The 18,118-nt window shown below is 72.5% G+C and carries 13 protein-coding genes; 4 read left to right on the plus strand and 9 right to left on the minus strand.

What is annotated here, in order from left to right:
- Positions 1 to 46: 46 nt before the first annotated feature.
- Positions 47 to 1,576, plus strand: coding sequence for a VWA domain-containing protein (locus AC3IX6_RS17275; RefSeq protein ID WP_489371005.1), 1,530 nt, complete (start codon positions 47 to 49; stop codon positions 1,574 to 1,576).
- Between the two features lie 118 nt (positions 1,577 to 1,694).
- On the opposite strand, the gene AC3IX6_RS17280 is transcribed toward AC3IX6_RS17275, so the two are convergent.
- The 5 genes from AC3IX6_RS17280 to AC3IX6_RS17300 all read right to left on the minus strand — a co-directional run bounded on the left by AC3IX6_RS17280 (position 1,695) and on the right by AC3IX6_RS17300 (position 7,116).
- Positions 1,695 to 3,353, minus strand: coding sequence for an endonuclease/exonuclease/phosphatase family protein (locus AC3IX6_RS17280; protein ID WP_489371006.1), 1,659 nt, complete (start codon positions 3,351 to 3,353; stop codon positions 1,695 to 1,697).
- Between the two features lie 172 nt (positions 3,354 to 3,525).
- A complete protein-coding gene (locus AC3IX6_RS17285; RefSeq protein ID WP_489371007.1) occupies positions 3,526 to 4,680 on the minus strand; it encodes a transglycosylase family protein in 1,155 nt (384 codons plus the stop codon).
- Between the two features lie 170 nt (positions 4,681 to 4,850).
- Positions 4,851 to 6,194: a C40 family peptidase gene (locus AC3IX6_RS17290; RefSeq protein WP_489371008.1), complete on the minus strand. Its 1,344-nt coding sequence runs from the start codon at positions 6,192 to 6,194 to the stop codon at positions 4,851 to 4,853.
- Positions 6,195 to 6,613: 419 nt separating this feature from the next.
- The gene (locus tag AC3IX6_RS17295; protein WP_489371009.1) at positions 6,614 to 6,880 is read right to left on the minus strand and encodes a hypothetical protein; all 267 of its coding nucleotides are present in this window, start codon (positions 6,878 to 6,880) and stop codon (positions 6,614 to 6,616) included.
- Between the two features lie 8 nt (positions 6,881 to 6,888).
- Positions 6,889 to 7,116, minus strand: coding sequence for a hypothetical protein (locus tag AC3IX6_RS17300; RefSeq protein ID WP_489371010.1), 228 nt, complete (start codon positions 7,114 to 7,116; stop codon positions 6,889 to 6,891).
- Between the two features lie 287 nt (positions 7,117 to 7,403).
- Here AC3IX6_RS17300 and AC3IX6_RS17305 point away from each other — a divergent pair, with 287 nt between their 5' ends.
- Entirely contained in the window at positions 7,404 to 8,393 is a 990-nt protein-coding gene (locus tag AC3IX6_RS17305; RefSeq protein WP_489371011.1) for a LuxR C-terminal-related transcriptional regulator, read from the plus strand.
- A gap of 136 nt (positions 8,394 to 8,529) precedes the next feature.
- On the opposite strand, the gene aspS is transcribed toward AC3IX6_RS17305, so the two are convergent.
- The gene (aspS, locus tag AC3IX6_RS17310; RefSeq protein ID WP_274548656.1) at positions 8,530 to 10,335 is read right to left on the minus strand and encodes an aspartate--tRNA ligase; all 1,806 of its coding nucleotides are present in this window, start codon (positions 10,333 to 10,335) and stop codon (positions 8,530 to 8,532) included.
- 172 nt (positions 10,336 to 10,507) lie between these two features.
- Between aspS and AC3IX6_RS17315 the strand changes: the two genes are divergently transcribed.
- Both AC3IX6_RS17315 and AC3IX6_RS17320 read left to right on the plus strand, forming a co-directional pair.
- The gene (locus tag AC3IX6_RS17315) at positions 10,508 to 12,739 is read left to right on the plus strand and encodes a SpoIIE family protein phosphatase (RefSeq protein WP_489371012.1); all 2,232 of its coding nucleotides are present in this window, start codon (positions 10,508 to 10,510) and stop codon (positions 12,737 to 12,739) included.
- 38 nt (positions 12,740 to 12,777) lie between these two features.
- Complete coding sequence (locus AC3IX6_RS17320) at positions 12,778 to 13,821, plus strand: AI-2E family transporter (protein WP_489371013.1); 1,044 nt, start codon at positions 12,778 to 12,780, stop codon at positions 13,819 to 13,821.
- Positions 13,822 to 13,824: 3 nt separating this feature from the next.
- Here the strand turns inward: AC3IX6_RS17320 and AC3IX6_RS17325 are convergent, their stop codons facing one another.
- The 3 genes from AC3IX6_RS17325 to AC3IX6_RS17335 are packed head-to-tail and all read right to left on the minus strand — an operon-like array spanning position 13,825 to position 17,948.
- Entirely contained in the window at positions 13,825 to 15,594 is a 1,770-nt protein-coding gene (locus tag AC3IX6_RS17325; protein ID WP_489371014.1) for an FUSC family protein, read from the minus strand.
- 33 nt (positions 15,595 to 15,627) lie between these two features.
- Positions 15,628 to 16,686, minus strand: a complete 1,059-nt coding sequence (gene trpS, locus AC3IX6_RS17330; protein ID WP_489371015.1) for a tryptophan--tRNA ligase — start codon at positions 16,684 to 16,686, stop codon at positions 15,628 to 15,630.
- 29 nt (positions 16,687 to 16,715) lie between these two features.
- Positions 16,716 to 17,948 (minus strand): PTS transporter subunit EIIC, encoded by a 1,233-nt coding sequence (locus AC3IX6_RS17335; protein WP_489371016.1) that lies wholly within the window; start codon positions 17,946 to 17,948, stop codon positions 16,716 to 16,718.
- Positions 17,949 to 18,118: the final 170 nt, after the last annotated feature.

The raw sequence follows: 18,118 nt of genomic DNA on the forward strand, positions 1-18,118 counted from the left end.
GCAGCACGGACAAATGACGCACACACTCATGCGAAAGGCCTGGCCCATGGGTATTCGGAGCTTGTTGCGCAAGGTGTTCGGACGGACCTCTGAATCGGTTCCGGAGACGACCGGCACCACTTCGGCGGCCCTCCCGAGCCAGACCGAACGCACCCCCCTGGACGCCGCGGCCGAACTGGTCGCCGCCTCCTTCGACAACCCCACCGTTCCCCCGCAGTCCACCCCCCGGGACCTCGAACCGGGCACGGTCCTCACCGCCCCGGCCCCGGCGCCCAACCCGGACCCCACGGTCCCGGAGGCGCGCCGCTCCTCCACCGGGGGCTCGCCGGCCACCCCTGCGGCGCCGTCCACCCCGGCGGTCCCGGCCGCCGCCGAAGCGGAGCCCGTCGCCGCTGAAGCGGAACCGGTCGCCGAGGAGGAGGCCCCGGTCGCCGAGACCGTGGCCGAGACCGTGGCCGAAGAGGCCACCGAGGCAGCCCCGGAGCCCGCCACCGAGCCGGAGCCGCTCGCGGCCGAGGCGGACGTGCCGGCACCCGAGGCCGCAGCCGAGGCCGACGCGGCCACCCCCGAGGCGGAAGCCGAGCCGGTCGCCGCCGAAGCGGACACCGAGCCGCAGGCCGACGTAGCGGCCCCGGAAGCGGACACCGAGCCGGAGGCGGAGCCCGCCGCGGCCGAGCCCGTGGCGGCCGAGGCGGAGGTCATCACCGAGCCGGAGCCCGTCGCGGCCGAGGCGGAGCCGCAGCCCGAGCCGGAGCCCGCCCCGGCCGAGGCCGAGGTCACCGAGCCGGTGGCGGCCGAGCCCGAGCCCGTCGCGGCCGAGGCCGACGCAGAGGCCGCCCCGGCCCCGGCCGAGGCCGAGGCCGAGGAGGAGCTCCTCACCGCCGATGCCGCCGCAGGCGGCCCCGCGCACGCCCTCGCCGCGGTCAAGCGGCAGGCGCCCCCGCTGGCGGCCGCGTACAAGGCCGCCGGACAGGCCCTGCGCACCAAGGGCAAGGCCGGCGCCCGCGCCACCGTGTTCCTCGTGCTCGACCGGTCGGGCTCGATGCGCCCGTTCTACAAGGACGGCAGCGTCCAGCACCTCGCCGACCACGCCCTCGCCCTCGCCGCCCACCTCGACGAAGAGGCCACCGTCCGTACGGTGTTCTTCTCCACCGAACTGGACGGCGCGGCCGACCTGTCCCTCGACGCGTACGACGAGGGCTGGGTCGAGGCCCGCCACGCGGAGCTCGGCCGGATGGGCCGCACCAGCTACCACGTCGCCGTCGAGGCCGTCGTGGAGCGCTACCAGAAGGACGGCGGCGAGGGCCCGGCCCTGGTCGTGTTCCAGACGGACGGTGCGCCCGACAGCGTCCGCCCCGCCCGCGAGGCGATCGCCGAGGCGGCCACCACCGCCCCCGGCATCCACTGGCAGTTCGTCGCCTTCGGCGAGCACGAGGCCAAGGCCTTCGACTTCCTGCGCAAGCTGTCCGCCAAGAACGCCGAGAATGCCGACAACGCGGGCTTCTTCCACGCCGGCCCCGCGCCGGCCGAACTGACCTCGGCCGCCCTGCTCAAGGGCCTGGTCCAGGGACTCTGAAGGCCCGCCGCCCGCAGGCGGCCACGGCCGGAACGCCACCGCCCCCGACCGGATTCCCGGTCGGGGGCGGTGGCGCGTCACGGGCGGGGTACGGAGGCGGTGGCCCGCCGGCGGAGGATCAGAAGAGCAGTCCGCCGGCCGGGTAGCCGCTGCCCACCTTGGCCGGCGCCCCGAAGCCGTCACCCGTGCTGTTGCCCTTCAGCAGGAAGAGTCCGCCGGCGGTGTCCCGGGCCAGCAGGTCGGCCTTCCCGTCGGCGGTGATGTCGCCCGGCGAGAGCATCGCGTCGTAACCGGCCGTGCCCGAGCCGATCTTCAGCCGGGACGCGTACCCGCCCGCACCGTCGCCCTTGTACAGGTACAGGTCACCGGCGGGCTCGCGCCCGATCAGGTCGGCCCGGCCGTCACCGGAGAAGTCGCCGGGCGAGAACAGGTCGGCGTAGATGCTCCAGTTCGTGCCGATCTTCACCGGCGCCGCGTAGGCGGCGGCCGCCGTGCCCTTGTGGAGCCACAGTCCGCCGTCCGCGGCCCGGGTGATCAGGTCGGCCCGGCCGTCGCCGGAGAAGTCGCCGGGCGAGACCAGCTTGTCCCAGGCTCCCCAGCCGGTCCCCGCGGAGACCCGCGTCGATCCCGAGTAGGCACCGGTCGCATCGGCCGGGTAGTGCCACAGGGCGCCCGCGGCATCGACGGCCGCGAGGGTCGACGTACCGTTCAGGCGGACCACCCGCGCCATGTTCTGCCATCCGCTGCCGGTCTTGCAGGCGGCGGCCAGGCTGCTGCTCCCGCGGCCGGAGTAGCGGTACAGCGCGCCGGACTCGTCCCGGCTGAAGAGCGCACCGGCGGCCGGGGTGAAGGGCCCGCAGTCGGCCCAGGTGGCCGCACCCCGGACCATCTGGTGGTCCGAGACGGCGGGGTCGAGCGCAAGCACGTCGCCCTTCGGCGACTTGAAGTGCTTCGAGCTGAAGAAGACGTAGTCGAGCTTCTTGCCCTCACGGGTCGGTTCGCCGGAGCGGCAGCGCTGCTCCTGGCCCACCGTGCAGGCGGCCGGGTCGAAGAAATCGCCGTCGGTCTCGTCCGCCTCGATGAAGGTGCCGCGGGCGTTGTCGTTGATGCCCGTGTCGTAGAACGGGGTGAGCGAGGAGGTGCGGGGCGAGTGGTTGAAGTCGCCGCCCAGCACCACCGGTATGCCCTGGTCCTGCCAGGTCTTGGCCTGGGCCGCCAGCCGCTCCGCCTCCGGTGCGGCGAGCGTCCCGTTGTCCCAGTAAAGGTGCACCGAACAGGCCCAGTTGACCCGGTTCTGCACATGGTTCTTCACGCACGGCACCTTGATCGGCTCGCTCTCCCCGCCGACCGTCAGGTCCAGTTCCACCGACTCGGAGACCGGCCCCCTGACGAGTACCGCGTTGCCGTAGTCGTGACCGCCGCAGACCGAAGGGGTCCCGGTCCGGGTGGCGCTGTACGAGCCGCGGAACCCCTGGGGCGCCAGGCGCTTCAGGACCTCGTCGTACTGCGGGCGGCACACCTCCTGGAGGAAGATCTGGTCCGCGTTCCAGGTGGTGACGGCCGCCTGGGCGACGATGCTGTCGATCCGCTTCTGCTGGTCGTACGAGGCGCCGGAGCACATGTTGCCGCAGATGTTGTAGCTGACGAAGCGCAGGGGCGGGGCGGTGGAGGCGCTGACCGTGTCGGCCTGGGCCGGGACGGCGCCGACCGCGAGGGCGGCGAGAGCGAGGACCGCCGAGCCGGCGGCGGCCCAGAGGGCGGTGGGACGACGGGACATGCTGGGCTCCAGGAAGAGGTCGGGGAGGCGCGGGCGGGGAGCGCCGCGGGCCGGCGGCACCGCGTCGGCGGCGTGGCTCAGCCCGGGTGGCGGGCCGGTGCGGCGGGCCGGCGGGGCCGGGCCCGCGCACCGGCCCGCCGCGCACGCGGGTTTCCCGCGCGCCGCCGCGCTGCTACCAGTTGGTGCCGATCTGGGTGCGGGTACCGCCGGCGAAGGTCGGGCCGGTGTACCGGTAGAGGTTGCCGTTGGCCTTCTCGACGGCCACCAGATCGCCCTTGCCGTCGCCGGTCACGTCGCCGACACCGGCGAGCGAGCGCATCGTGTCCCAGTTGGAGCCGACCTTGACCATGGAAGAGCCGGCGTACGAGGGGCCGGAGTAGCGGTTCAGGTCGCCGGTCGTGGCGTCGACCGCCACGATGTCCGCCTTGCCGTCACCCGTCACGTCGCCGATTCCGGTGATCGAGGAGTAGATGTTCCAGCCCGTGCCGATCTTGACCGCGGAGCCGCCCGTGTAGGACGGGCCCGAGTAGCGGTACAGGTCTCCGGTGCTCTTCTCGACCGCGATGACGTCGCCCTTGCCGTCACCGGTCACGTCACCGACCGAGGTGATGTTCTGCATCGTGTCCCAGTTGGTGCCGACCTTGACCCGGGTGGAGCCGCCGAAGGTGGGACCCGCGTAGCGGTACAGGTCCCCGGTGGTCTTCTCCACGGCGAGGAGGTCGCCCTTGCCGTCACCCGTCACATCGCCGATGCCGACGATCTGACTCATGCTGTTCCAGCCGAAGCCGAGCTTGACCCGGGCGCCGGAGGCACCGCTGAAGTTCGGGCCCGCATACCGGTAGAGGTCTCCGCTGGCCGCCTCGACGGCGACCATGTCGCCCTTCCCGTCGCCGGTCAGGTCACCGACGCCGGTCAGGTGGGTCATCTGGCTCTGCGGGCCCTCGGGTTCGGACGGGTAGGGGTCGGCGTGGTCGGCGCCGAGGTTGGCGGCCGGGCCGCAGTGCGGCCAGGCGCCCTCCCCCTGCGTGGCGAGGACCTTCTCGGCTATGCGGATCTGCTCTTCCTTGGTGGCCTGGTGGGCGTACGCCGCGTACTTGGTGCCGCCGAAGGCCTCCCAGGTGGACTTGGAGAACTGGAGCCCTCCGTAGTAGCCGTTGCCGGTGTTGATGGCCCAGTTCCCGGTGCTCTCGCACTGAGCGACCTTGTCCCAGGTGGCGACGGACGCGGCCGCGGCCGGAGCGGCGGCCAGCAGGGGGAGGGTGAGGGCGGCGACGGGGCCGGCGACCAGGGCCAGCAGGACGGACTTCTTCTGGAAGAGCGGACGCATGACAGGCAGACCTCGGGGTTCTCGCGGGAGGGCGGGGCAGGGCGGCGGGGCCGGGCGGGGCGGCGGACGGCCGCCTGGCGGGGGGCACGGCGGGGCCGGGGCCGAGGTGGCCGGGGGCGGCCCCGCCGTGCGGGGAGGGTGGTCTTCAGGACCGGATCAGACCGGGCGGGCTACCACTTGGTGCCGATCTTCACCGCCGCGCCGCCGTTGAAGTCGGGGCCGGAGTAGCGGAAGAGGTACCCGGTGGACGCGTTGACCGCGAGGAGGTCCGGGACGCCGTCCTTGTTCAGGTCACCGGGACCGGTCAGGTTGACCATCTGGTTCCAGTTGGTGCCGATCTTGACCCGGCTGCCGCCGTTGAACGAGGGGCCGGAGTAGCGGTACAGATCGCCGGTCGCCGTCTCGACCGCGACGATGTCGCTCTTGCCGTCACCCGTGAGGTCGCCGACGCCGACGAGGGTGTCGTAGACGTTCCAGCCGGTGCCGATCTTGACGGCGGAGCCGCCCGTGAAGTTCGGGCCGGAGTAGCGGTACAGATCGCCGGTCCGCGACTCGACCGCGATGATGTCCCCCTTGCCGTCACCCGTGAGGTCGCCGACCGAGGCCATGCCGTGCATGGAGTCCCAGTTCGACCCGATCTTGGTCCGCGAGCCACCGGCGAACGAGGGGCCGTTGTAGCGGTAGAGGTCACCGGTCGAGGCCTCGGTGGCGATGATGTCGCCCACGCCGTCGCCGTTCTGGTCGCCCACACCCACCAGGTCGCCCATGGTGTCCCAGTTGGTGCCGATCTTGACCCGGGCGGTGCCGCCGGTGAAGTTGGGGCCGGAGTAGCGGAAGAGCTCGCCGGTCGTGGCGTCCACGGCGATCACGTCGCCGACGCCGTCCCCGGTGATGTCCCCGACCGACGTCACATCGGTCATGCCCTTGTCGGGAACCGCTACGGGGGACTCGACCACCTTGTTGTAGCGGTAGCCCTTCATGTTCTGACCGGCGATGTAGCTCTTGGTGTACTTGATGTGGCGGGCGTTGGTGCCCGGCCTGGCGTGCTCGTAGACCCACATTTCGGTCCGCGAGGAGTCGGTCCACTTGTCGAACAGCACGACGTGGGCATCGATGTTGTTGAGGGCGTCGCCGGGCTGGAGGTCGTCCAGGCTGGCGATCTTGGTGGAGTAGTTGGGCAGGGTCCAGGTGGTGGCGCCGATACCGGCGTTGAGGTGCCAGGCCATGGAGACCAGGCCCGAGCAGTCGGTGCGGTAGTTCCTGCCCTGCGGGTCCGGGTAGGTGGCCCCCTGGTTGTACGGGACCCCTGCGTCGACCCAGGTCTGGGCCCGCTGGAGCATCTCGGTCTGGGTGATCTGACCGCCCAGGGTCGAGGTGGCCAGCGTGACGGCGGAAGCCGCCGGGGCCGTGGCGGCCTGGGAGGGGAGCGTGCCACCGAGCGCCACCGCGGCGAGGGAGGTGGCCACCAGGGCGGTGCGAGTGGCGGTACGAACGGCGTTCTTGGACATGCGCATGACAGGAACTCCTGTGTGTGAAGACGTGGACGAGCTCAATGGGGTGCTGCGAAGGCTCTGGAGGCGCGCGACCGGGTCACGACGGCCGGAGGCGGTCGGTCGGGCGGCACGTGGATGCGACAGCGGGAAGGACACCGCGGAGGACCGCGGGCGCCGCGACGGGCAACCTCGTGACGGGCCGGGCCGGGCCGGGCGGGGTGGGGCGGGGTGGGAAACGATCAGGTGCGGCAGGGAACGTTCGGGTGCGTCGGGGAACGTTCGGGTGCGTCAAGGGCCGGTCAGGTGCGTCAGGGAACGTTCGAGTGCGTCAAGGGCCGGTCAGGTGCCGGTCAGGTGCGGCAGAGGGCGATCAAGTGCGTCAGGGGACGATCGGGCGGGGAGTCGCCGCGCGGCTGCGGAGTCCCCGGCGGCGGTCGCCGTCAGGCGAGCGGGGGCGCGGCCACCGCGTAGCCCTGGGCCGCCAGGGCGTCGCCGGCCCGGTCCAGGAGGGACCGTGCGCCGAGCAGGGCGCGGGTTTCGGATGCCCCACCCATCAGGGCGACTGCTTCCAAGCCGTCGCGGGCCGGGCGTACCCGGATGTGTTCGAGGTCCAGGTCGGGATCGGCGTGCGCCCACAGCAGGTCCTCCACCAGAGCCGTGCGCCCCGGTCTCTCGGAACCGTCGCCGACCAACAGGATGACGATCATGTGCATCCCTAGTCCCAGCCCATCCCGTTGGTGGCGGCGGCCGGGGAGGCGGCCGTGGTGGGGGCCGGGGCGTCCCAGCCCATCCCGTTCGTGCCGGCGGCCGGGGCGGCGACCGTGGTGGGGGCCGGGGCGTCCCAGCCCATCCCGCCGCCGATGCCGGATCCCGTCACGGTGAAGAGGACCGTGAGGGCGGCGGGGGCGAGGACGGCGGCGACGAGGCGGGCGGACCTGGACATCGAAAACTCCCTGAAGGATCGAGTGGACTCTGACGCGGTTCCCGGCAGCGGGTCCGGGGCCTTTCCCGCGGCCCCGCTCCCTTCCGGTGAACACCATCCTGTCCGCCCCCGAACGCCCCCGGAAGGGCTGTCGACTGGCACCAAGGTGCAGGCACCTTGGTGCCACCCCAGCTCATTTGATCTTGCAGATCCCCTTCCCCGGAAAGGACAATCGGTGCGGGGAGGAATCCCACCGCGCGGCATCGGAAGGATGGTGTCCCGCGGTGGCTTGTTTGGGGGGAATCGACATGTTGGAAACACTGGGTCTGGGTCGGTCCGTGGAAGCGGTCTACCGAGGGTTGCTGGAGGAACCGACCGCAGGAGTGGCCGAGTTGTGCCTCTTGCTGGGGCTCCCGGAGGCGGACGTACGCGCCGGCCTGGACCGGTTGATCGATCTGGAGCTGCTCCAGCCCTCCCGGGACGTACCGGGAGCGTTGCGTGCGGTCAGCCCGGACGTCGGCCTGGAGATGATCCTGCGCCGGCAGGAAGCCGAGGTGCTGCGCCGGCAGGAGGAACTGGTGCGCAGCAAGGAGGCCGTGGCGCGGCTGGTGGCCGGGCTCGAAGCGGCCCGGCCGGAGCGGGAGGTGGACGCTTTCGAGCGGCTCGTCGGACTGGACTCCGTCCAGGACCGGCTGCGCCAGCTGACCCGCGATCTCCGCGAGGAATGCCTGTCCATCATGCCGGGCGGTGCGCAGTCGCAGGCGGGCCTCGACGCGTCACGCCCGCTGGACGAGGCCCTGCTGGCCCGGGGGGTGGTGATGAGGACGCTCTACCAGGACAGTGCGCGCAACGATTCCGCCACCCACGCCTACGCGCGCTGGATGACGGATCTGGGCGGCGAGGTGCGCACCAGCCCGATCGTGCCGCCCCGGCTGCTCGTCGTCGACCGGACCACCGCTCTGGTCCCCGTGGACCCCGACAACAGCCGGGCGGGCGCCCTGTGCACCACCTCGCCCGGCATCGTGAGCTCGCTGGTCTCCTTGTTCGAGCGGGCCTGGCAGGCGGCCGTGCCGCTGGGAGCGGACACCCGGAGCCGCACCGACGACGAGGAACTCAACGCGACCGAGCGGGAACTGCTCAAACTGCTCGCCGGCGGGCTCACCGACGAGGCGGCCGGCAAGCGGCTGGGCCTCTCCCTGCGTACCGTCCGCCGGCAGATGGCGGGGCTGATGGAACGGCTGGGGGCGAGCAGCCGTTTCGAGGCCGGGCTGGAGGCGGGCCGGCGCGGCTGGCTCTGACCCGGCCCGGTCGGCTCCGACCGCCGGGACGGGTCTGACCCGGCCCGGTCGGCTCCGACCCCGCCCGGCCAGGGGCCTGTACACGCGAAGGGGCCCGGGATCCGTACGGATCCCGGGCCCCTTCGCGTTCAACGGCCTACTGGTGGGGCTTGACGGCCTTCTCGACCGGCTCCGAGCTCTTCGTCTCCACCGGCTTGCGCAGCGCGATGTTCAGCTCGCGCAGGCGGGACTCCTCCAGGATGGTGGGCGCGCCCATCATCAGGTCCTGCGCGTTGCCGTTGAGCGGGAAGGCGATGGTCTCGCGGATGTTCGGCTCGTCGGCGAGCAGCATCACGATGCGGTCCACGCCCGGGGCGATGCCGCCGTGCGGCGGGGCGCCGAGGCGGAAGGCGCGCAGCATGCCCGCGAACTCGCGCTCGACGGTCTCGGCCTCGTAACCGGCGATCTCGAAGGCCTTCAGCATGACCTCGGGCTCGTGGTTGCGGATGGCGCCGGAGGACAGCTCGATGCCGTTGCAGACGATGTCGTACTGCCACGCCAGGATGTCGAGCGGGTCCTTCTCCTCCAGGTCCTTCATGCCGCCCTGGGGCATGGAGAACGGGTTGTGGGAGAAGTCGATCTTGCCGGTCTCCTCGTCCGCCTCGAACATCGGGAAGTCGACGATCCAGCAGAAGCGGAAGACGTCCTCCTCGAACTGTCCGGCGCGCTTGGAGGCCTCGACGCGGACGCCCGCCATGATCTTGGAGACCTCGTCGAACTCGCCCGCGCCGAAGAACACGGCGTGCCCGGCGGCAAGGCCGAGGCGCTCGGTGAGGACCTTGACGTTCTCCTCGGTGAGGAACTTGGCGATCGGGCCGGTCAGGCCGCCGTCCTCGCCGACGCGGACCCAGGCCAGGCCCTTGGCGCCGAGCGAGATCGCGTACTCGCCGAGGCCGTCGAAGAACTTGCGCGGCTGGGCAGCGGTGTCCGGGACGGCCAGGGCGCGCACGTGCTTGCCGGCGAACGCCTTGAACTCCGAGCCCTCGAACACGTCGGTGATGTCGACGAGCTCCAGCTTGGAACGCAGGTCGGGCTTGTCGTTGCCGTACTTCATCATCGACTCGCGGAAGGGGATCCGCGGGAACGGCGAGGTGACCGGGCGGCCCTTGCCGAACTCGGTGAAGATCTCCGTCATCAGCCGCTCGATGGGCTGGAAGACGTCCTCCTGCTCGACGAAGGACATCTCGACGTCGAGCTGGTAGAACTCGCCCGGCGAACGGTCGGCTCGGGCGTCCTCGTCGCGGAAGCAGGGCGCGATCTGGAAGTACCGGTCGAAGCCGGAGATCATCAGCAGCTGCTTGAACTGCTGCGGCGCCTGCGGGAGCGCGTAGAACTTGCCCGGGTTCAGGCGGGACGGGACCACGAAGTCACGGGCGCCCTCGGGGGAGGTCGCGGTGAGGATCGGGGTCGCCATCTCGTTGAAGCCGAGGGCCACCATCTTGGAGCGGATGGAGGCGATGACGGCCGAGCGCAGCATGATGTTGCGGTGCATGCGCTCGCGGCGCAGGTCGAGGAAGCGGTACTCCAGACGGCGCTCCTCGTTCACCCCGTCGTCGGTGTTGATGGTGAAGGGCAGCGGGGCGGCGGCGCCGAGCACCTCGACCGCGGTGACCTCGACCTCGATGTCGCCGGTGGCGAGCTCGGGGTTGACGTTGTCCGCGCCGCGGGAGACGACCTTGCCGTCGATGCGGACGACGGTCTCCTTGGTGACGCTGCTCAGCGCCTCGTTCGCGGCGGTGCCGGGACGGGCGACGAGCTGCGTGATGCCGTAGTGGTCACGCAGATCGATGAAGAGGATGCCGCCCAGGTCTCGACGATTGTGCAGCCAGCCGCTCAGCCGGACGTCGGAGGCGACGTCGGAGGCACGAAGCTCGCCGCACGTGTGGGACCTGTACCGATGCATCAGTCATCCAGTTCTACGTGATACCAGGGTGGATTCAACCGTCCCAAGGTTACCGTCCGGGGCGGGAGCCCGTGCGGGGCCGCTCGCCGGGGGTCTCACCGGGGGTCTCACCGGGGGTCTCACCGGGGTGGTGAACAGGCACGTCAGGCGGATGACCTGTAAAGATGACCGGGTGCGCACAGAGGACGTCCTGGCCGCCATCGCGACCGGTTTGTGGCGATGGGACAACGCCTCCGGGACGGTCACCCTCGACAGCGAGGCCGCCCGGCTGCTCGGGCTGCCCGCCGAGCCCGTCGCGCTGCCCGAGGTCGCCGTGCGCTCGCGCTTCCACCCGGTGGACTGGAACGAGATCAACGGCATCGTGAACCTCGCGGTCGCCGAGGGCACCCTCGCCGAGGCCCGGCTGCGGATCATGGACGAGGACGGGCGCGTGCTGCGCACCGTACGGAGCCGCTCGAAGCCGCTGGAGAACCGGGGCGCGGACGGCCGCGTCGACTACGAGCTGATCGGCACCATCCAGGAGATAGCCGAGGCCCAGCCCGGCACCACGGCCGTGCACACCCCCATCACCGGCGACTGGCGCCGCTCCCGCGAGGCGTTCCTGCTGGACGCCGGGCGGGCGCTGGCCGAGGCCCGCTCCACCTCCGAGGTGCTGCGGGTGGCGGCCTCGCTCTCCATGCCCGGCTTCATCCCCGACGGACTGGCCGTCTTCGGGGTGTCCGGCGACCGGCTGTCGATCATCGGGCACCACGGGCACGATCCCGGGGACGAGGGCCCCTTCGCGGACATGCCGCTGCAGACCGACTACCCGGCCGCGGAGGTCGTCCGCACCGGGCGGGCGATCTACCTCCCGAGCCCGGACGACTACAAGCGCCGCTTTCCGGCCACCTGGCCGCTCGCCCAGCGCTTCGGGCGGATCTCCTGGGCCTTCCTGCCGCTGATCGTCGCGGGCCGCACCATGGGCGCCTGGATGGCCGCGTTCAAGCACCCGGTGTCCTTCTCCCCCGACGAGCGCTCCGTCCTGACGACGGTGGCCCGGATGCTCGCGCAGGCGCTCCAGCGCGCCGGAGTGGCCGAATCCGAGCGGGAGCTCACCACGGGCCTCCAGCGCTCGATGATGCCGCAGCTCGGCCCCGAGATCCCCGGGATGACCTTCGCCGCACGCTACGTACCGACCGGCGGCGGGCTCCAGGTCGGCGGCGACTGGTACGACATGATCCCGCTGCCGTCGGGACGGTTCGCACTGGTCATCGGCGACGTCCAGGGCCACGACGTCCGGGCGGCCGGCCTCATGGGCCAGCTCCGGATCGCGGTGCGCGCGTACGCCTCCGAGGGCCACCGGCCCGACGCGGTGCTCTCGCGCGCCTCCCGGTTCCTGGCGGGCCTGTGCTCGGAGCAGGAGCAGGACACCGCGTCGGACACGGGCCGCCCCGGCACGGGCGGGGGCGGCCGGGGCACGGGCGGCGGGGACTCCGATTTCCAGAGCCCGCGCTTCGCGACCTGCCTGTACGTGGAGTGCGATCCGCAGACCGGCCTGCTGGAGGTGGCCCGCGCCGGGCACCCCGACCCGGCGGTGCGGATGGCCGACGGCACGGTCCTGATGCGGCCCACGGCGGGCGGGCTGCCGCTCGGCATCGTGCCGGACACCGACTACCCGACGACCCGGTTCACCCTGGAACCCGGCGAGACGATGATGCTCTGCACCGACGGGCTGATCGAGACGGGCGGGCACGACCTCGACACGGGCTGGGCCCGGCTGCGCGCCATCCTCGAATCGCAGACCCCCTACGCCGCGCAGGACGCGGACCCGGAGCCGCGCCACCTGGAACGGCTGGCCGACCTGCTGGTCCAGGCGGTGCACGGCCCGTCCTCGCACCACACCACCGGCCCGCTGGCCGACCGGCGCGAGGACGACATCGCCGTCGTCCTGCTCTGCCGCGAGGGCGAGGGCTGCGGCTGCGAGACCCCGCTGCTGCACCCGTCGCGGCCGGCCCGGCGCACGATGACGACCGTCGCCCAGGCGGAGCCGGAGCGGGTCGCGGGGGTCCGCCAGCAGATCCGCGAGCTGCTGCACGACTGGGCGGACCCGGAGCAGGTCGACGCGGCGGTGCTGATGGTCTCCGAGATGCTGACGAACGTCCTGGTCCACACGGACGGGGACGCCCTGCTGATCGCCGAGGCGGTGGGCGAACTCGGCTCGCGCCGGCTGCGGGTGGAGGTGGCGGACGCCTCCGACGAGCTGCCGCACAAGCGCCACCCGGGAGAGATGGCGTCGAGCGGGCGGGGCGTCCTGCTGCTGGAGATGCTGGCGGACGACTGGGGCGTCGACCCGCGCGGCGAGGGCAAGTCCACGTGGTTCGTACTGAACGAACGTTCCAAACCCGAACCCGACCCGCTGGACTGACCGCCGGACGGCGGGCCCCGGCCGTGTTTGTATGAGCCGTGCCGACAACTCCCCTGCTGCCCGAGCCCGTACGCCGACTCGCCGCCTGGTGCGTCGTCGTTCTCCTCCTCACCGCCGTCCTCGCGCTCGTCGTGTGGCTGTGCACCGTCTTCCGGACGGTGGTGACGCCCGTTCTGCTCGCCGTGCTCGGCACGGCCCTGCTCGGGCCGATGCACCGGCGGCTGGTCGGCATGAAGGTCAACCGCTCGCTCGCGGCGGCCCTCACCTGCCTCACCGTGGCCGCGGTCGTCGGCGGGGCCGGCTACATCGTGGTCCTCGCGCTCATCGAGACCGGCGACCAGATCATCGACTCCCTGCGGAAGGCCGGCACGGACCTCGCGAAGCACTTCGGGGCGCTCGGCACCTCCCTGGAGGACGTGGCCAAGAACTCCAAGGACCTGCTCACCAAGTTCGGCGGAACGGCCGCCTCGGGCGTGGTCACCGGGCTCAGCGTGGTCGCGACGATGCTCGCGACGGCCCTGCTGGCCATGGTGCTGATCTTCTTCTTCCTCCGCGACTCCGACCGGGCCGTGGGCACCCTGCGCTCGATGGTGCCGACCCGCTCGGGCGACCTGATGGAGGCGATGGGGCGGCGCGCGTACGAGGCCGTCGAGGGCTTCATGCGCGGGACCACCTTCGTGGCCCTCGTCGACGCCGTGCTGATCGGCGCGGGTCTGCTGATCCTGCAGGTCCCGGGCGCCGTGGGGCTGGCCGCGCTGGTGTTCGTGACCGCCTACATCCCCTACCTCGGCGCCTTCCTCTCCGGCGCCGTGGCCGTCCTCGTCGCCCTCGCCGACCGCGGCTGGGTGATCGGCCTGTGGGCGCTGGGCGTGGTCCTCGCGGTCCAGATGATCGAGGGGTACATCCTCCAGCCCATGGTGCAGAGCCGCACCGTGCAGATGCACCCGGCGGTGGTGATGCTCTCGATCACGGCCGGGGCGAGCGTCGCCGGCATCCTCGGGATGCTGCTGGCCGTACCGCTGACCGCGGCCTTCTTCGGGGTGGTCTCGGAGCTGCGCTCCCGGTACGCGGCCGAGGTCTGAGCCTCAGTCCCCCGACCGCTCCCCCGCGGCCCGGGCCATCGCCGCTTCCGCCCGGGCCAGCTCCGCCCACCAGCCCGGCAGGGCCTCCCGGTGCCGCGGGTCGGTGCGCAGCCGCTCCAGCTCGGCCCGTACGCCGGCCAGCTCGTGGTGGATCCTGCGGCGCAGGGCGTGCGGGGCCTCGGCGCCCCCGTCCGCCTCGTACTCGGCGACGGCCTCCCGCAGCCCCGCCAGCCGGTGCGGAATCCGGGCGCGGGTGTCCTCGGGCCAGAGCAGGTGGCCCAGGACGAAGGCGAGCGCGCAGCCGATCAGCGTGTCCAGCAGCCGGGCCGCGGGCACCGCTGCGCCCGCCTGCCCGAGGGGGTCGGCGAGCAGCAGCATCACCGGGGTCAGGAGCAGGGTCTGCACGGCGTACGTGCGGCGGCCGTAGGCCTGGAGCAGGCCGGTCAGGACCACCAGGGCGGCGATCCGCCACCAGCCCGGGGGCAGCAGGGCCTGCGCTGCGAGCCCGATCAGGACCCCGGCGGTCGTACCGAGGGCGCGCGGCACGAGCCGGCCCGGCACGGTCCCCAGCCCGGGCCGCACCACCAGCGCGACGGTCAGCACCAGCCAGCCGGAACGCGGCAGACCACTGACCGAGGCGACCGCCTGGGCGGCGGCCATGCACCCCGCCAGCCGCAGGGCGCAGCGCCGGGCCGCCGGGTCGCGCAGCAGCCGGGCCGGCGCCCCGCCGACCCGGCGCCCGACGGGCGCGGGCACCGGAACCCGCCGGAGCCCGCCGTCGGCCGCCTCGGTGTACGGGGCGGCCAGATCGCCGACGGCGGCGTGCAGCGCCCGGGCGGCCGGAGCCGCCGGGACCGGGGACAGCGGGACCGGCGGCGGCTCCGCGCCCGCATCCGCGCCCGCCTCGACGGCGTCGGCGACCCGGCGCACGGCTGCGGCGTACTCCGCGGCCCGGGCGGCGGAAGGGGCGGAAGGCCCCCCGTCTCCGGGCCCGTCCCCGTCCCCGGGCGGTGGCACCGCGCCCGGACCCGGGGCCGCCGCGATGACGCCGACCAGCCGGTCCAGGCAGCTGGCCAGTCGGGCCGGGGCGCTGCCCGGGCGCGGGGCGGAGAGCCGCCGGGCCAGTACCGCGTCGTGGGCGGCGTCCATGGCCGAGGTCACCGCCCGGCGGCGCTCCGTCCACGTCCCGTCCGTGGCTTCGAGGAGGTCCGCGACGGCCCGCACGGCGGTGGCGACGGCCCGCCGTTCCGCGCGCCCGGGCCGGAACAACTCGCCGCCGACCGACAGGAGCATCAGCGGCAGCCCGCCGAGCAGGAACAGCAGCGGCACCTGCCACCAGGGCGGCCCGGCCGGCAGGCCGAGGCCCATGGCGGTGGCCAGGAGCAGCACCAGGGCGGCCATGTCGCTGACGCGGCCGATGCCCGACAGCAGTCCGGAGACCAGTGCGACGACGGCCACCAGCAGGATCTGCGCCCAGGCCTGCCCCTCCGTCGCCCGGCCCAGCGCGAGCCCGACCGCACCGCCGAGCTGGGGCAGGAGCAGGGTCAGGGCGCGGGTGCGCCAGGGTGCGGAGCTGTCGTCGACGGCCGCCCCGTACGCGCCGAGCCCCGCCGCGGCCCCGAGGTCGGGGCGGCCGGCCAGCATGCCCGCCGCCAGCGGGACGAACATGCCCAGGGCGCCCCGTACGACCAGGGGACGGTCCACCGGCACCGCCCGGACCCGGACGGTGTGCCGCAGCCAGTCCGGCACGCGCGGACCCCGGCTGCGCTCCATCAGGCCACGGTCCTCATCAGGAGAAGGTCCTCATCAGTAGAGGGTCCCCATCGCGGCGCGGACCTCGGCCAGGGTGGTCTCGGCGACCGCGTTCGCGCGCTCGTTGCCGCGCCGCAGCACGTCCCGTACGTGTCCGCGGTCGGCCGCGAGCTCCGTACGGCGGGCCCGCAGCGGGGCGAAGTGTTCGTTGACGGCCTCGGTGACGACCTTCTTCAGCTGGGCCGCGCCGCCGTCGCCGATCTCCTCCGCGATCGTCTGCGGGTCGCGGCCCTGGCACAGCGCGGCCAGCAGCACGAGGCTGGAGACCTCGGGGCGGTCGGCCGGGTCGTAGGTGATGCGGCGGACCGCATCGGTCTTGGCGCCCTTGAGGAGGCGGGCGGTCTCGTCGGCGGTCGCCGAAAGAGTGATCGCGTTGCCCCGGGACTTGCTCATCTTGGTGCCGTCCGTGCCGAGCAGCAGCGGCGCGGCGGACAGCAGGGCGTCGGGCTCGGGGAAGACCGGCCCGTTCGCCCCGTAGCGCTCGTTGAAGCGGCGGGCGATGGTGCGGGTGACCTCCAGGTGCGGGAGCTGGTCCTGGCCCACGGGCACCACGCCGGCCTTGCAGAAGAGGATGTCGGCGGCCTGGTGCACCGGATAGGTGAACATCAGCCCGCTCACCGAGGCCTGCCGGGAGTGGGCGATCTCGTCCTTGACGGTCGGGTTGCGGCGCAGTTCCGCGACCGACACCAGGGACAGGAACGGCAGCAGGAGCTGGTTGAGGGCGGGCAGCGCGCTGTGCGCGAAGACCGTGGAGCGTGCGGGGTCGATCCCGGCGGCCAGGTAGTCGAGGACGAGCTCCTCGACGTGCTCGCCGAGGCGTTCGGCCACGTCCCGGTCGGTGAGCACCTGGTAGTCGGCCACGATCACGAAGGTGTCCACGCCCAGGTCCTGGAGCCGTACCCGGCCCTGCAGCGTCCCGAAGTAGTGCCCGAGGTGCAGCCGCCCGGTCGGCCGGTCCCCCGTCAGCACCCTGAACCGCGCCGGATCGGCGCCGATCCGCTCCTCCAGCTCGGCGCTGCGCCGACGCGCCGCCGACAGGTCGTACGTACTCACGGGCTGCTCCTGCTCTCTTTGGGGGGTGGCTAGTGCGCTGCGTCTTCCTCGTCCCGTTCGCGGCCGGGGGTCTGGAGGTCGAACGTGGTGATGACGAAGCGGAAAACCGTGTAGTAGACGGCGGCGAAGCACGCGCCGATCGGGAGGATCAGCCACGGTTTGACCGCGAGCTTCCAGTTCAGGAGGTAGTCGATCAGGCCCGCGGAGAAGCCGAATCCGTCGTGCACTCCGAGGCCCCAGGTCACGGCCATCGAAACACCGGTGAGGACCGCGTGCACGGCGTAGAGCGCGGGGGCCAGGAAGAGGAACGTGAACTCGATCGGCTCCGTGACACCGGTGATGAACGAGGTGAGCGCGAGCGAGATCATCATGCCCATGACGGCCTTGCGGCGGTGCGGCTTGGCGCAGTGGGCGATGGCGATCGCGGCGGCGGGCAGGCCGAACATCATGATCGGGAAGAAGCCGGACATGAACTGGCCCGCGGTGGGGTCGCCCGCGAAGAAGCGGGGGATCTCGCCGTGCACGACCGAGCCGTCGAGCTTCGTGAAGGAGCCGACCTGCTGCTGGAAGAACGTGTTGAGGAACTGGTGCATGCCGACGGGTATCAGGCCCCGGTTGAACACCCCGTAGACCCCGGACCCCACCGCGCCGAGGCCGATCAGCCACTCGCTGAAGGAGCCCAGGGCCTTGCCGACCGGGCCCCAGGCCAGGCCGAAGAGCACGCCGAAGCAGGTGCCGGCGAAGGCCATGAGGATCGGGACGAGGCGGCGGCCGTTGAAGAAGCCGAGCCAGTCGACCAGCTTGGTCCGGTGGAAGCGCTGCCAGACGATCGCGCTGACCAGGCCGACGAGGATGCCGCCGAGGACCCCGGGGTCCTGCGGCGTGCCCTTGGGCAGCAGCTCGGTGACCGAGCCGTCGACGGGGAACGCGGTCAGCACGTTCTTGTAGACGAGGAAGCCGACCAGGGCCGCGAGCGCGGTCGAGCCGTCGGCCTTCTTCGCGTAGCCGATGGCGACGCCCACGCAGAAGAGCAGCGGGAGGTTGGCGAAGACGCCGTTCCCGGCGGTGGCGAAGACGTCGGCGAGCTTGCCCCAGTGCAGCCCGTCCTTGCCGAAGACGTCGTCCTGGCCGAGCCGCAGCAGGATCGCGGCAGCGGGCAGCACGGCGACCGGCAGCTGCAGGCTGCGCCCGACCTTCTGCATGCCCTGCATCAGGCCGGCGCCTCGCTTCTTCGCGGGCGGGGCAGCCGTGGTCGTACTCATCGCCGGTTCCTCCTGAAACACACGGGTGGGCTGCCTACACCAGATGCAGACCAGATGATTCAGGTATAGCGGACAAAAAAGGGCAGTTGCTTACACAACCGCCATAAAGGGAAGGTCGGCGGACGGATTGCCGACCAAAGACCCGGCCGCGCACAGGGGCGAACGCCAGG

This window comes from Streptomyces sp. GL_141 (assembly GCF_057834385.1).

What these genes read in the sequence shown, in the direction of transcription:
- AC3IX6_RS17280 (WP_489371006.1), bottom strand. Translation starts at nt 3,353, where the DNA reads ATGTCCCGTCGTCCCACCGCCCTCTGGGCCGCCGCCGGCTCGGCGGTC.
- AC3IX6_RS17300 (WP_489371010.1), bottom strand. Translation starts at nt 7,116, where the DNA reads ATGTCCAGGTCCGCCCGCCTCGTCGCCGCCGTCCTCGCCCCCGCCGCC.
- aspS (WP_274548656.1), bottom strand. Translation starts at nt 10,335, where the DNA reads ATGCATCGGTACAGGTCCCACACGTGCGGCGAGCTTCGTGCCTCCGAC.
- AC3IX6_RS17290 (WP_489371008.1), bottom strand. Translation starts at nt 6,194, where the DNA reads ATGCGCATGTCCAAGAACGCCGTTCGTACCGCCACTCGCACCGCCCTG.
- AC3IX6_RS17325 (WP_489371014.1), bottom strand. Translation starts at nt 15,594, where the DNA reads ATGGAGCGCAGCCGGGGTCCGCGCGTGCCGGACTGGCTGCGGCACACC.
- AC3IX6_RS17295 (WP_489371009.1), bottom strand. Translation starts at nt 6,880, where the DNA reads ATGATCGTCATCCTGTTGGTCGGCGACGGTTCCGAGAGACCGGGGCGC.
- AC3IX6_RS17275 (WP_489371005.1), top strand. Translation starts at nt 47, where the DNA reads ATGGGTATTCGGAGCTTGTTGCGCAAGGTGTTCGGACGGACCTCTGAA.
- AC3IX6_RS17335 (WP_489371016.1), bottom strand. Translation starts at nt 17,948, where the DNA reads ATGAGTACGACCACGGCTGCCCCGCCCGCGAAGAAGCGAGGCGCCGGC.
- AC3IX6_RS17285 (WP_489371007.1), bottom strand. Translation starts at nt 4,680, where the DNA reads ATGCGTCCGCTCTTCCAGAAGAAGTCCGTCCTGCTGGCCCTGGTCGCC.
- AC3IX6_RS17305 (WP_489371011.1), top strand. Translation starts at nt 7,404, where the DNA reads ATGTTGGAAACACTGGGTCTGGGTCGGTCCGTGGAAGCGGTCTACCGA.